Genomic DNA, 12,956 nt, shown 5'->3' on the forward strand with positions numbered 1-12,956 from the left:
CTATGGGGCGAATTTACTCCGCCGGCTCCCCAAAGAGGGTCCAGGTGGAGGCACCGGTGATCTTCAGGTCCACGAACTGCCCCAGCAGGGCGGGGTCCCCCGTGAGGTGGACCAGCCGGCCCCCGGCGGTGCGGGCGTTCAGATTGTGGCGGGGGTCGTCGGAGGGCTCGTCCACCAGGCAGCGCAGGGTCCTTCCAACGTAGCCCTGCTGCTTCTTGGCGGAGATCTCGTTCTGGAGGTCCACCAGCCGCTGGAAGTTGGCGGCCTTCTCCTCCTTGCTCAGGGGGTCGGGCAGCCTGGCGGCCGGGGTGCCCTCCCGGGGGGAGTAAAGGAAGGTGAACAGGGCGTCGAACTCCACCTCCCGCAGCACGGTCAGCGTGTCCTCGAACTCCGCGGTGGTCTCGCCGGGGAAGCCCACGATGATGTCGGAGGTGAGCACAATGTCGGGGATGCGCTGGCGCAGGGACCGGACGAGCCCCAGGTAGTGTTCCCGGGTGTAGCCCCGGTTCATGGCGGCCAGCACCCGGTCGTTGCCCGCCTGGAAGGGCAGGTGGAGGTGGGGGGCCACCTTCTCACACCGGGCCATGGCGTCGAACAGCCGCTCCGAGGCGTCCTTGGGGTGGCTGGTCATAAAGCGGATCAAAAAGTCGCCGGGGACGGCGTTGACCTGCTCCAGGAGCCAGGCGAAGTCCACATCGGCGTCCAGGTCCCGGCCGTAGGAGTTGACGTTCTGGCCCAGCAGGGTGATGTCCTTATATCCCGCTGCCGCCAGCTCCCGCACCTCGGAGAGGATGTCCTCCGGGTCTCGGGAGCGCTCCCGGCCCCGGACGTAGGGCACGATGCAATAGGAGCAGAAGTTGTTGCACCCGTACATGATGGAAACCCAGGCCCTGATGCTCCCCTGCCGCCGGACGGGCATCCCCTCTGCAATGGAGCCCGCCTCGTCCGGGGTGTCGAAAATGCGGCCCCGTCTCGTCTGGATGCGCCACAAAAGCTCCGGGAACCGCCACAGGGCGTGGGGCCCGAACACCAGGTCCACATGGCGGAAGGACCGGCGCACCTTCTCCACATTGTGGGGCTCCTGCATCATGCAGCCGCACAGGCAGATGATCTGGTTGGGGTTGCGGCGCTTGGTATGGGTCAGGGCCCCCACGTTGCCCAGCACCCGCTGCTCGGCGTGCTCCCGCACGGCGCAGGTGTTGATGACCACCACGGCGGCGGTGCGCTCATCGTCGGTAAAGCCGTAGCCCATCTCGGCCAGGTAGCCCCGGATGCGCTCGGAGTCGGCCTCGTTCTGCTGACAGCCGTAGGTGTCCACAAAGGCCAGGGGGGGCGTGGGCAGGGGGGCGTTCATGGCCGCCACCTGGGCGCAGAAGTCCTTCTGCCGGGCGATATCCTCGGGGGAAATCCGTGTCGTAGCTTGCTTCAAAGCGGCGCCTCCATTGGGAAATAGTGTTTCAGAGTATTGTATCATTTCTGCCGAAAAAACACAAGGGCGGGGCGGACGCTTTTGCGCCCGCCCCGCCCGGTACGGCTGGAACGATCAGACCTCGAACTTGGCGCCCATCAGCTTGGCGAACTCCCGGCAGATGGCGGTATTGCCCGGCCAGGCGGGGGAGGTGACCAGATTGCGGTCCACCACGGCCTGGTCCACCGGCACCTCCACATACTCGCCGCCGGCCACGGTGATATCGGGGCCCACGGCGGGGTAGCAGGTGGCCCTGTAGCCCTTCAGCACCCCGGCGGCGGTGAGCACCTGGGGGCCGTGGCAGATGGCGGCCACCGGCTTGCCGGCGGCAAAGAACGCCTGGACGATCTCGATGACCCGGGCGTTGAGGCGGATGTACTCGGGGGCCCGGCCGCCGGTGATGAAGAGGCCGGCGTAATCCTCGGTCTTTACGCCGTCGAAATCGGCGGTGAGGGCAAAATTGTGGCCCCGCAGCTCGGTGTAGGTCTGCTCGCCCAGAAAATCATGGACGGCGGTGGCCACGGTGTCGCCGGCCTTCTTGTCCGGGCAGACGGCGTCCACCTGGTAGCCGAGCATGCTCAGAGCCTGGAAGGGCACCATGGTCTCATAATCCTCGGTAAAATCTCCGCACAGCAGCAATACCTTTTTCGACATGTTCTTACCTCCTAAAATTTTCGTTTGGATGCAATCGAGTTTTCGAAAGATACCACCATCAGCATAGCACGTTCCCACCCGTTTTGCAATCGGCAGTCGCCGGCGGGAGCGGCTTTTTTCACCCCGGCAGGCTCGGCTTTCATTGACGTTGCCCGCCGGCGGGTGGTATAATGATACAATCCATATTTTCGTGCAGAAAAGGAGGGACGCGCCCCCGTGAAAGCCCTTGTGATCGAGAGAGATTTGGTGCGCCGCAACGCCGCCGTCATCAAGGAGAAGGCGGGCTCCGCCGCCATCTACGCCGTCCTGACCGGGGACGCCCACGGGGCCGGTCTGGTGGAGATGGCCGGGCTGCTCCGGGCCGAGGGCATCGGCCGCTTCGCCGTCTCCGAGCCGGCGGACGCCGCCGCCCTGCGCAAGGCGGGCTTTGTGGAGGAGGAGCTTCTCATGCTCCGCTCCACCACGGACCGGGACGAGCTGGAGCAGCTCATCGACCTGAACGTGGTGTGCACCATCGGCTCCTATGACACCGGCGTGGCCCTCAACGGTCTGGCCGAGGCCCGCTCCACCGTGGTGGAGGCCCATATCCAGGTGGACACCGGCCTGGGCTACGGCGGCTTTCTGGCCGGCGAGCCGGAGAAGATTCTCTCCATGTACCGCTACCTGCCCAACGTGGCCCTGTCCGGCGTCTACACCCAGATGCACGCCTCCAGCCGTGGGGAGCGGGACGCCTCCGCCCAACTGGAGGAGTTTCAGCGGGTGGTGCAGTGCATCGTAGACGCCGGCTTTGAGACCGGCGTGGTCCACGCCGCGGGGTCGGACGCGCTGATGCATTACGAGTTCGCCAAGCTGGACGCGGTGCGGGTGGGCTCCGCCTTCCTGGGCCGGTGCCGCCGCACCCGGGGAGACGGGCTCCAGACCGTGGGGCACGGCGAGGCCACCCTGGAGGAAATCCGGTGGCTGCCCAAGGGGCACACCGTGGGCTCCAGCTCCCTCATCACCCTGAAAAAGCCCACCCGGGTGGCGGTGCTGCCCGTGGGCTACCAGAACGGCTTCGGGGCCCAGCGCCCGCGGGAGAGCGGGCTGTTCGCCCTGCTGCGCTGGTGGATGCGCGCCCGGAAGCAGACGGTGCAGATCGGGGGGCAGAAGGCCCGGGTCATCGGCCCCATCGGCGCCATAGAGACCCTGGTGGACGTAACCGAAATGAAGTGCGGCCCCGGCGACGCCGCCGTTTTTGAGCTGGACCCCCTGTATGCCAGGGGCCTGCCCAGGGAATACCGATAGACAGAAAGCGAGTCGTTAACATGAAAGCTGTTGTTACCCGCGTGACCTCCGCCTCGGTGACCATCGGCGGGGAGGTCTGCGGCCAGATCGGTCGCGGCTTCCTGGTGCTGCTGGGGGTGGGTCCCAACGACACCGAGGCCCAGGCCGCCAGGCTGGCCGACAAGGTCACCGGCCTGCGGGTCTTTGAGGACGAGAACGAAAAGATGAACCGGAACCTGGCCGCGGTGGGGGGCGGGCTGCTGGTGGTCAGCCAGTTCACCCTGTACGCCGACACCAAGTCCCGCCGGCCCGGCTTTACCGGGGCCGCCAAGCCCGACGTGGCCATCCCCCTGTACGAGGCTTTTCTGTCCGAGTGCGCCCGGCTGGGCTTTCCCCCACAGCACGGCCGCTTCGGCGCCGACATGCAGGTCTGCTCCGTCAACGACGGACCGGTGACCATTCTGCTGGATACGGATCTGATGTGAACAACCAGAAACAATTTGAGGTGAAGGATATGATCGTAAAAACCATGCCCGTGGGCGAGATTGGCACCAACTGCTACCTGCTGGGCGACGAGAGCGCCAAGGTCTGCGCCGTGGTGGACCCCGGCGGGGACGCTCCCGCCATCCGGAAGATGATCGAGGACTCCGGGTGCGCGCTCAAGCTCATTCTGCTGACCCACGCCCACTATGACCACACCGGCGGCATCGAGGGGCTGGAGGAATTCTACCCCCACACCCCCGTCTACGTCCACATGGGGGACGTGGAGGGGGTCTCCAGGGGTCTGTTCCCCCCCATCGACGAGAGCGTGCGCCGCTCTTACGGCGAGGGGGACCAGGTGGAGCTGGGAGGCCTGACCATCGACGTGCTCCACACCCCCGGCCACTCCAAGGGCTCCGTCACCCTGAAGGTGGGCGACGTGCTCTTCACCGGCGACACCCTGTTCCAGGGCTCCATGGGCCGCACCGATCTGCGGGGCGGCAGCTACGAGGCGATCATGGCCTCCCTCAAGCGGCTGGGCGAGCTGCCCGGCGACTACCATGTCTGCCCCGGCCACATGGGCCTGTCCACGCTGGAGCGGGAGCGGAAAACCAATTACTACATGCAGGAAGCCCTGCACGGCTGACGCGATGAAGCTCTATTTGAAGGGACACGACTACAAATACGCCACCGAGCAGATGCTGTTGACCCTGTTTCCCGGCGAGCGCCCCTCCTACCCGGACCGGCCCGCCGGGGAGGGGGAGGACAGCCTGACCCTCTCTCTGTCCCTGGGGGCGCGGTGGGCCACCGCCCGGGCCGTTCTGACCCGGGATGGGCGCCGCTGGACCGCCGCCGCCCGGGCCCCAGTGCCCGCCCCGGACGCCGGGCGAGTGGAGCGGGACCGGGTGCTCCAGCGGGTGGTGAAGAACGCCTTCTACCGGGCGGGGGTCCAGGCCCTGGGCCGGGAGCCGCCCTGGGGCGGGCTCACCGGCGTGCGGCCGGTCAAGCTGCCCACCCGCGCGCCAGGCCGACCGCCTGCTGCGGGACCTGTACCGGGTCTCCGCCCCCCGGCGGGCGCTGGCTCTGGACTGCGCCCAGGCCACCCTGGCCGCCAAGCGCACGCTGGCGCCGGAGGACGTCTCCCTCTATGTGGGCATCCCCTTCTGCCCCACCCGGTGCGCCTACTGCTCCTTTGTCTCCGCCGGCGTGGGGCGCACCTTCTCGCTCATGGAGCCCTATGTGGACGCCCTGTGCCGGGAAATCGCCGCCGCCGGGGCGGCCGTCCGGCGGGGCGGCAGGCGGATCAAGTCGGTCTACATCGGCGGCGGCACCCCCACCACCCTGAGCCCCGCCCTGCTGGACCGGCTCATGGGGGCGCTGGAGGGGGCCTTTGACCTGAGCGCCTGCGCCGAGTACACGGTGGAGGCCGGGCGGCCCGACACCATCACGGCGGAAAAGCTCTCCGTCCTGCGCGAGCGGGGCTGCACCCGGGTGTCGGTGAATCCCCAGTCCATGGACGACCGGGTCCTGGCCGCCATCGGCCGGGCCCACAGCGCCGCCGACATCCTCCAGGCCTGGGACCTGGTGCGGCGGGCTGGGTTCCCCTACGCCAACATGGACCTGATCGCCGGGCTCCCCGCCGACACCCCCGAGGGCTTCCGCGCCTCTCTGGACCAGGTGCTCTCCCTGGGGCCGGAAAATGTCACCGTCCACACCCTGGCTCTCAAGAAGGGCTCGCGCCTCACCCTGGAGAAAAACGGCGCCCTCCCCGCGCCGGAGCAGGTGTCCGCCATGCTGGACTATGCGTGGGGCGCCCTGCGCGCGGCGGGCTACGCCCCCTACTACCTCTACCGGCAGAAGTATATGTCCGGCGGGTTTGAAAACGTGGGCTGGTGCCGGCCGGGGGCGGAGAGCCTCTACAACATCTGTATGATGGAGGAGCTGCATACCATCCTCTCTCTGGGCTCCGGCGGGGTGACCAAGGTCATCGACCCCCGGGCCGGGAGCCTGGTGCGGCAGGCCAACCCCAAGTATCCCAAGGAATATATCGAGACCCTGGACCCCATTTTACAGGCAAAGGAGAACCTGACATGGCCTACCAACTGACCGAGATCAACCAGAAGATCCAGGCCGACCCCAAGGCCTTTCTCGCCGAGTGCGACGCCAACTACCAAAAGCGGCTGGAGGACGCCGCCGACCGCATCATTGCGGGAATGGCGGAGAGCCCGGTGGTGTTGCTGTCCGGCCCCTCCGGCTCGGGCAAGACCACCACGGCCCTCAAGCTGGAGCAGGAGCTGGAGCGGCGGGGCATCAACACCCACACCATCTCCATGGACAACTACTTCAAGACTCTCAACCGCAGCACCGCGCCCCGCACCCCCGAGGGGGACATCGACTACGAATCCCCCCTGCTGCTGGACATGGACCTGCTGGACGACACCTTCACCAAGCTCTCCAGGGGGGAGTGGGTGGTGGTGCCCAAGTTTGAGTTTGCCCGGCAGATGCGCAACGACAGCCGGGGCACCCTGCTGAAGCTGGACAAAAACGAGATCGCCATCTTCGAGGGCATTCACGCCCTCAATGACGACATCGCCGGGCGGCACCCGGAGGCCACCACTCTCTATATCTCCGCCCGGTCCGATATCCGGGAGGGGGAGGATCTGCGCTTCAAGGGCACGTGGATGCGCATCTCCCGCCGGGCGGTGCGGGACTACAATTTCCGGGGCACCGATCTGGTGGAGACCCTGTCCATGTGGTACAATGTGCGCCGGGGGGAGAAGCGCTACATCTCCCCCTTCAAGGGCCGGGCCGACGTCATCATCGACTCCTCCCTGCGTTATGAGGTGCCCGTTTTCGCCAACTACGCCGCCCCCCTCCGGGAAGCCCTGGACCAGGTGGCCCCCGACAACGAGCGCTTCCAGGAGCTCCACGAGCTGGTGGACGCCTTCCGCTACTTTACCCCCATCGACCCCGCGCTGGTCCCCGCCGACTCCCTTCTGCGGGAGTTCATCGGCGGCGGCAGCTACCATTACTGAACCGCGGACAGGCGGCCGGCGGCCGCCTCCCGTTTTCCCTGAATTTCCCGAATTTCGATCAAAAAAGGAGACTTTAACATGTCTGAGTGTACCCATGATTGCTCCTCCTGCGGCGAGTCCTGCGGAGAGCGCACGGCGCCCATGGACTTCCGCGCGCCCATGAATCCCCTGTCCGACATCAAAAAGGTCATCGCCGTGGTCAGCGGCAAGGGCGGCGTGGGCAAGTCCACCGTCACCTGCACCCTGGCCGCCGCCATGGCCCAGCGGGGCAAAAAGACCGCCGTGCTGGACGCCGACATCACCGGCCCCAGCGTCCCCACCGCCTTTGGACTCCATCAGCACGCCGTGGGCAGCGATCTGGGCATCGAGCCCGTGGTCTCCAGGGGGGGCGTGGAGGTCATGAGCCTCAACTTCCTCACTGAGAACGAGACCGACCCGGTGGTGTGGCGGGGGCCCGTCATCGCCGGCACGGTCAAGCAGTTCTGGAGCGAGGTGGTCTGGGGCAACGTGGACTTCATGTTCGTGGATATGCCTCCCGGCACCGGCGACGTGCCCCTGACCGTGTTCCAGTCCCTGCCCATCGACGGCGTCATCGTGGTCACCTCTCCCCAGGACCTGGTCAGCATGATCGTCACCAAGGCCGTCAAGATGGCCGAGCTGATGGAGATCCCCATCCTGGGCATCGTGGAAAACTACAGCTACTTCCAGTGCCCCGACTGCGGCAAAGAGCACGCCATCTTTGGAGAGAGCAAGGTGGAGCGGGTGGCCGCCGACCTGGGCCTGAAGGTGCTGGCCAAGCTGCCCATCGACTCCGCGCTGGCCTCCGCCTGCGACAACGGCGGAGTGGAGGACTATCAGCCCAACCCCATGGCCGGCGTGGCCGAGGTCCTGGAGCGCCTGTAACAGGGGGTCGGTGAGACGATGTGCGCTGATTTTGTAAACCTGACCCCGGAAAACCTCGCCCACGAGCATTTGTGCTGTATCATCCGCAGCAGAAAGCCCCATCCGGGTGTGGAGGCCAAGCGGCAGTGGCTGTCGGACCGCCTGCCGGAAGGGCATGTTTTTCGAAAGCGAAATGCCAAGGCCACGGTTTTCATCGAATACGCGCCGCTTGAGACCGCGTGGGTTCCAATCGTCGGCGACAACTATTATTATCTGTACTGTCTGTGGGTCTCCGGCGACAGCAGGGGACACGGGTACGGGAGGTCGCTGATGGAATATTGCCTGGCCGACGCAAGAGAAAAGGGCCGGTCCGGCGTGTGCATGCTGGGGGCGCAAAAACAAAAAGCGTGGCTTGCCGACCAATCCTTTGCCCGAAAGTTCGGTTTCGAGGTGGTCGATACCACCGCCAACGGCTATGCGCTGCTCGCCCTCTCTTTTGACGGAACAACGCCGAGGTTTGCTCCCCATGCGAAAAAGCAGGAAATCGAGCGCAAGGAGCTCACCATTTACTATGATCTGCAATGCCCCTACGTCCATCAAGCCGTCGAAACGGTCAGACAGTATTGCGAGCAGAACGGCATCCCCGTTCAGTTTCTTCTGGTGGACACGCTGCAAAAGGCAAAGGAGCTGCCCTGTGTGTTCAACAACTGGGCCGTATTTTACAACGGAAGGTTTGAAACCGTAAACCTGCTGGATGTCTCCTATCTAAAGCGAATCCTCAAAAAATGAAGCGGCGCTGCACGGGCGGGTTTCCGCACCTCGCCGTTTGTCCCGCCGCAGCAGAAAGCCCCGAAAGTGACTTGCCGTCACTTTCGGGGCTTTTCCGATCCTGCGGGTTCCCGGACCGCCGAGGGCCGGGGCGGGTGCTGCCCGTGGGAAACGCCTGACGCGCTATTCCTCGTCCAGCTTCCATACCGCCATAAATGCCTCCGTCGGAATCGGAACCGTCCCCAAGGAGCGCATCTTTTTTTGCCCGCCCCACGAAAGGCTCCGCCTTCCGCGGGGACCCCAGGCCGGATTCGACAGGCTCGGGGCAAGTGAATTGCCTCTGGGCAAACCCTTGAACGGCCCGTACCGTGCCGCCCCATCGCAGATGGGGCCCCAGAGGGCGCAAAAAAGATGCCGCTATTCCTCGTCCAGCTTCAATACCGCCATAAATGCCTCCGTCGGAATCTGAACCGTCCCCAAGGAGCGCATCTTTTTTTTGCCCTCTTTCTGCTTTTCCAGCAGCTTCTTCTTCCGGGTGATGTCGCCGCCGTAGCACTTGGCCAGCACGTCCTTGCGCATGGCCTTCACTGTCTCACGGGCGATGATCTTGCCCCCGATGGCGGCCTGGACCGGAATCTCGAAGAGCTGGCGGGGGATGTTCTCCTTCAGCTTCTCGCACAGCCTTCTCGCCCGGGGATAGGCCTTGTCCCTGTGGGCAATAAAGCTCAGGGCGTCCACCTGGTCGCCGTTGAGCAGCATGTCCACCTTCACCAGCTCGGAGGAATGATAGCACTCCAGCTCATAGTCCAGGGAGGCATAGCCTTTGGTCCGGGCCTTCAGGGTATCGAAAAAATCGTAGATGATCTCATTGATGGGCATGGAGTAGTGGAGCTCCACCAGGTTGGTGTCCAGATATTGCATATCCCTGAACTCCGCCCGCCGCTCCTGACACATGGGCATGATGTTGCCCACATAGTCCGGCGGCGAGATGATGGACACCTTGGCATAGGGCTCCCGAGCCTCCAGAATGGCCCCGGGGTCCGGGTAGTTGTGGGGATTGTCCACATGGACCACCGAGCCGTCGGTCTTGGTAATCTCATAGATCACCGAGGGCAGGGTGGTGATGAGGTCCAGGCCGAACTCCCGCTCCAGCCGTTCCTGAATGATCTCCATGTGGAGCATCCCCAAAAAGCCGCACCGGAAGCCGAAGCCCAGAGCCACGGAGGACTCCGGCTCGAAGGACAGGGAGGCGTCGTTGAGCTGGAGCTTCTCCAGGGCGTCCCGCAGGTCGGGATACTTGGAGCCGTCCTCGGTGTAGATGCCGCAGTAGACCATGGCCTTGGCGGGGCGGTAGCCGGGCAGGGGCTCGGCCGCCGGAGCCTCGGCTCCGGTGATGGTGTCGCCCACCCGGGTGTCCTTCACGTCCTTGATGGAGGCGGTAAAATAGCCCACCTCCCCGGCGATGAGCTCCCGGCAGGGCTCCATGCCGATGGGCAGCAGGTGGCCGCACTCCAGCACCTCGTACTTGGCGCCCGAGGCCATCAGCTTGACCGGCATCCCCGTCCGGATGGTCCCCTCCATCACCCGGAAGTAGACGATGACCCCCCGGTAGGGGTCGTACTGGCTGTCGAAGATCAGGGCCCGGAGGGGGGCCTTGGGATCGCCCTTGGGGGCGGGCACGTTGGCTACGATATCCTCCAACACCGCCGGGATGTTGACGCCCATCTTGGCGGAGATTTCCGGCGCGTCCTGGGCGGGCAGGCCGATGACGTTCTCGATCTCATCCTTCACCTTCCGGGGGTCGGCGGCGGGCAGGTCGATCTTGTTGATGACCGGCAGGATCTCCAGATCGTGCTCCATGGCCAGGTAGGTGTTGGCCAGGGTCTGGGCCTCGATGCCCTGGGCGGCGTCCACAATGAGCAGGGCGCCCTCGCAGGCCGCCAGGGACCGGGACACCTCATAGTTGAAGTCCACATGGCCCGGGGTGTCGATCAGGTTGAGCTCATAGCTCTCGCCGTCCCGGGCCTGGTAGGTCAGCCGGACCGCCCGTGCCTTGATGGTGATGCCCCGCTCCCGCTCCAGGTCCATGTTGTCCAGCAGTTGGCTCTCCATCTCCCGCTCGGATACGGCGTTGCACGCCTCGATCAGCCGGTCGGACAGCGTGGACTTGCCGTGGTCAATGTGGGCGATGATGCTGAAATTTCGAATCTTCGATTGGTCGGTCAAAGTCTTCACCTCTCTGTTTGCATGCCTTGGCCGGGCGGCGCTATCGGGCGTCCGCCCGGCGGGCGTCCATCCGGTGGTTGATCCGCTCGCCGGTGTTGTGGATGATCTGGAGCAGGGACTGGTACGCCCCGGGATAGGCGGCGCTCAGGGTGTCGTGGTTGAGCAGGGGGAACTCCCCCTTCTCCTTCACGTGGACCGCCAGGGCGTCCACGTAGTCCACCTCGGAGCAGATCATATCCGCGTTGGGCAGCCCCCCCACAAAGTGGCGGACCGGCACGGCAAAAAAGTCCTCGTTGTTGTTGCCGCCCGCCCGGTAGAGGTGCCGGAACAGCCGGTACACCGCGGTGCCCAGGTAATCGGAGGCCGCCTTGATGGCCTCCTTGCTGCCCGTCCTGCCCAGCAGATCGAAGAGGATGCCCACCGAGTTGACCAGCAGCTTTTTCGACAGGGTGGCCATAATGCTGCCCCGCAGCACGTTATCCTTTTCCGCGCTGTAGTCGTACAGGCTCTCGGCATCCACAATGGTGGTGCCGTCCCGGCTGAGGGTGCGTCCCAGCAGATAGTCGGCGGAGACACCGTAATAATCACAGGCCCGGGTCACGAACTTGAGGCCGGGTTCCCGGATGCCGTTTTCGTAGTGGGACAGCAGGGCCTGGGAGATCCCCAGCTCCTTGGCCGCCGCCCGCTGCGAAATGCCCTTTTCTTTCCGCAGCAGCGTAAGTGATCGGGAAAAATCGGAACTCATTGCACTACACTCCTCGCAAAACAGTGAGTATAGTATATCCAATAAAATACCAAAAGTAAAGCACTTTTTGTCCGTCTGCCGGGGCGCGCTTCCCCGCCGCTTCCCTCGGGTACCAAAACGGCCTGTGCGAAAAAAATGGAGGATTCCGACGCTTTTTATGCGTTTTAGACCTTGAGAAGTGGTGTTGGGTTGTGTATAATGTTTTTTAGTGACGTTCTGCCCGTCAAACGACCCAATTTTATTTTATGGAGGCGTTTCCCATGGCCATGCATATGTTCCAGACCCTCATCGACATTCTGAAGAAAAATCCCAAGAAGATCGTCTTCACCGAGGGCACCGATCCCCGCATCCTGGAGGCCAGCGCCCGGCTGCTGGCCGGTACCTGGCTGACCCCCGTGCTGGTGGGCAACCCGGATGCCGTCCACGCCGCCGCCGAAGAGGCCGGCTTTAACATCCGCGGCGCCATCATCTTGGACCCCGAGACCTACCCCCGCATGGACGAGATGGTCAGCACCATGGTGGAGCTGCGCAAGGGCAAGATGAGCCCCGAGGAGTGCCGCGCCGCGCTGTCCAAGGCCAACTACTTCGGCACCATGCTGGTGAAGCTGGGCGAGGCCGACGCTCTGCTGGGCGGCGCCACCTACTCCACCGCCGACACCGTGCGCCCCGCCCTCCAGCTCATCAAGACCAAGCCCGGCCACTCCATCGTGGGCTCCTGCTTCATTCTGGTCCGTGAGGGCGTGGGCGGCAACACCGTGCTGGCCATGGGCGACTGCGCCATCAATATCAAGCCCACCGAGGACGAGCTGGTGGAGATCGCCATCGGCACCGCCGAGTGTGCCAAGATCTTCGGCATCGATCCCCAGGTGGCCTTCCTGTCCTACTCCACCAAGGGCTCCGGCAAGGGCGAGGATGTGGACAAGATGCGGGAGGCCGCCAAGAAGGCCAAGGCCGCCCGTCCCGACCTGGCCATCGAGGGCGAGCTCCAGTTCGACGCCGCCGTCTCCCCCAAGGTGGCCGAGACCAAGTGCCACGGCCTGCCCGTGGCCGGTCACGCCAACACCTTTATCTTCCCCGACATCAACGCCGGCAACATCGGCTACAAGATCGCCCAGCGCTTGGGCAGCTTCGACGCCTACGGCCCCATCCTGCTGGGCCTGAACGCCCCCATCAACGACCTGTCCCGCGGCTGCAACGCCCAGGAGGTCTACTCCATGGCCATCATCACGGCCGCTCTGGCCTGAGCCTCCAAGTCTCCGCCTACATCCAAGCCGCGCCGCCCTATGGGGCGGCGCGGCTTTCCTCTTGACCGGCGGTCCCAGTTCTGCTATACTGTCCACAGATCGTCCGGGAAAGGAGTGTGCGCCATGGGCTGGGCATTTGGCCTTGTAATGGAATCTTTTGGAAACAAATGTGCCGTCGATGGGATAAGTGC

12 protein-coding genes are annotated in these 12,956 nt (G+C 64.7%); 8 read left to right on the forward strand and 4 right to left on the reverse strand.

Translation table 11 applies throughout. The features are described 5' to 3' along the window. Window positions 1-13: 13 nt before the first annotated feature. Together miaB and BN2154_RS02745 are read right to left on the reverse strand one after the other, a co-directional pair. Window positions 14-1,429 carry a tRNA (N6-isopentenyl adenosine(37)-C2)-methylthiotransferase MiaB gene (gene miaB / locus BN2154_RS02740; protein ID WP_050617333.1) on the reverse strand — a complete coding sequence of 472 codons (1,416 nt, stop codon included), beginning with the start codon at window positions 1,427-1,429 and terminating at the stop codon, window positions 14-16. A 114-nt stretch (window positions 1,430-1,543) separates the two neighbouring features. Continuing rightward, a complete protein-coding gene (locus BN2154_RS02745) occupies window positions 1,544-2,122 on the reverse strand; it encodes a DJ-1/PfpI family protein (RefSeq protein WP_050617334.1) in 579 nt (192 codons plus the stop codon). Window positions 2,123-2,338: 216 nt separating this feature from the next. Between BN2154_RS02745 and BN2154_RS02750 the strand changes: the two genes are divergently transcribed. From BN2154_RS02750 to BN2154_RS02780, 7 genes are all read left to right on the forward strand, one after another. Further along, on the forward strand, window positions 2,339-3,406 hold the full coding sequence (locus BN2154_RS02750) for an alanine racemase (protein WP_050617335.1): 1,068 nt from the start codon (window positions 2,339-2,341) through the stop codon (window positions 3,404-3,406). Window positions 3,407-3,426: 20 nt separating this feature from the next. Further along, window positions 3,427-3,870, forward strand: coding sequence for a D-aminoacyl-tRNA deacylase (gene dtd, locus BN2154_RS02755; RefSeq protein ID WP_050617336.1), 444 nt, complete (start codon window positions 3,427-3,429; stop codon window positions 3,868-3,870). Beyond that, window positions 3,867-4,511 (forward strand): MBL fold metallo-hydrolase, encoded by a 645-nt coding sequence (locus BN2154_RS02760; protein ID WP_242853673.1) that lies wholly within the window; start codon window positions 3,867-3,869, stop codon window positions 4,509-4,511. Before dtd ends, BN2154_RS02760 begins: the two co-directional genes overlap by 4 nt. Window positions 4,512-4,948: 437 nt before the next feature. Further along, window positions 4,949-5,971: a coproporphyrinogen dehydrogenase HemZ gene (gene hemZ, locus BN2154_RS02765; protein WP_242853686.1), complete on the forward strand. Its 1,023-nt coding sequence runs from the start codon at window positions 4,949-4,951 to the stop codon at window positions 5,969-5,971. After that, window positions 5,956-6,900, forward strand: a complete 945-nt coding sequence (locus BN2154_RS02770) for a uridine kinase family protein (RefSeq protein ID WP_050617337.1) — start codon at window positions 5,956-5,958, stop codon at window positions 6,898-6,900. The genes hemZ and BN2154_RS02770 overlap by 16 nt, the downstream gene beginning before the upstream one ends. Before the next feature lie 78 nt (window positions 6,901-6,978). Further along, a complete protein-coding gene (locus BN2154_RS02775; RefSeq protein WP_050617338.1) occupies window positions 6,979-7,803 on the forward strand; it encodes an Mrp/NBP35 family ATP-binding protein in 825 nt (274 codons plus the stop codon). Between the two features lie 18 nt (window positions 7,804-7,821). After that, entirely contained in the window at window positions 7,822-8,571 is a 750-nt protein-coding gene (locus BN2154_RS02780) for a GNAT family N-acetyltransferase (RefSeq protein WP_050617339.1), read from the forward strand. A 396-nt stretch (window positions 8,572-8,967) separates the two neighbouring features. On the opposite strand, the gene lepA is transcribed toward BN2154_RS02780, so the two are convergent. Then, window positions 8,968-10,776 carry a translation elongation factor 4 gene (gene lepA, locus BN2154_RS02785; protein ID WP_050617340.1) on the reverse strand — a complete coding sequence of 603 codons (1,809 nt, stop codon included), beginning with the start codon at window positions 10,774-10,776 and terminating at the stop codon, window positions 8,968-8,970. 40 nt (window positions 10,777-10,816) lie between these two features. Then, window positions 10,817-11,521: a helix-turn-helix domain-containing protein gene (locus BN2154_RS02790; protein WP_050617341.1), complete on the reverse strand. Its 705-nt coding sequence runs from the start codon at window positions 11,519-11,521 to the stop codon at window positions 10,817-10,819. A 260-nt stretch (window positions 11,522-11,781) separates the two neighbouring features. Between BN2154_RS02790 and pta the strand changes: the two genes are divergently transcribed. After that, window positions 11,782-12,765, forward strand: coding sequence for a phosphate acetyltransferase (pta, locus tag BN2154_RS02795; protein WP_094762325.1), 984 nt, complete (start codon window positions 11,782-11,784; stop codon window positions 12,763-12,765). The last annotated feature ends 191 nt before the right edge of the window (window positions 12,766-12,956 follow it).

This window comes from Intestinimonas massiliensis (ex Afouda et al. 2020), assembly GCF_001244995.1.
Classification (GTDB): Bacteria; Bacillota; Clostridia; order Oscillospirales; family Oscillospiraceae; genus Intestinimonas; species Intestinimonas massiliensis.

What these genes read in the sequence shown, in the direction of transcription:
- BN2154_RS02790 (WP_050617341.1), bottom strand. Translation starts at nt 11,521, where the DNA reads ATGAGTTCCGATTTTTCCCGATCACTTACGCTGCTGCGGAAAGAAAAG.
- BN2154_RS02770 (WP_050617337.1), top strand. Translation starts at nt 5,956, where the DNA reads ATGGCCTACCAACTGACCGAGATCAACCAGAAGATCCAGGCCGACCCC.
- pta (WP_094762325.1), top strand. Translation starts at nt 11,782, where the DNA reads ATGGCCATGCATATGTTCCAGACCCTCATCGACATTCTGAAGAAAAAT.
- BN2154_RS02780 (WP_050617339.1), top strand. Translation starts at nt 7,822, where the DNA reads ATGTGCGCTGATTTTGTAAACCTGACCCCGGAAAACCTCGCCCACGAG.
- BN2154_RS02745 (WP_050617334.1), bottom strand. Translation starts at nt 2,122, where the DNA reads ATGTCGAAAAAGGTATTGCTGCTGTGCGGAGATTTTACCGAGGATTAT.
- dtd (WP_050617336.1), top strand. Translation starts at nt 3,427, where the DNA reads ATGAAAGCTGTTGTTACCCGCGTGACCTCCGCCTCGGTGACCATCGGC.
- BN2154_RS02775 (WP_050617338.1), top strand. Translation starts at nt 6,979, where the DNA reads ATGTCTGAGTGTACCCATGATTGCTCCTCCTGCGGCGAGTCCTGCGGA.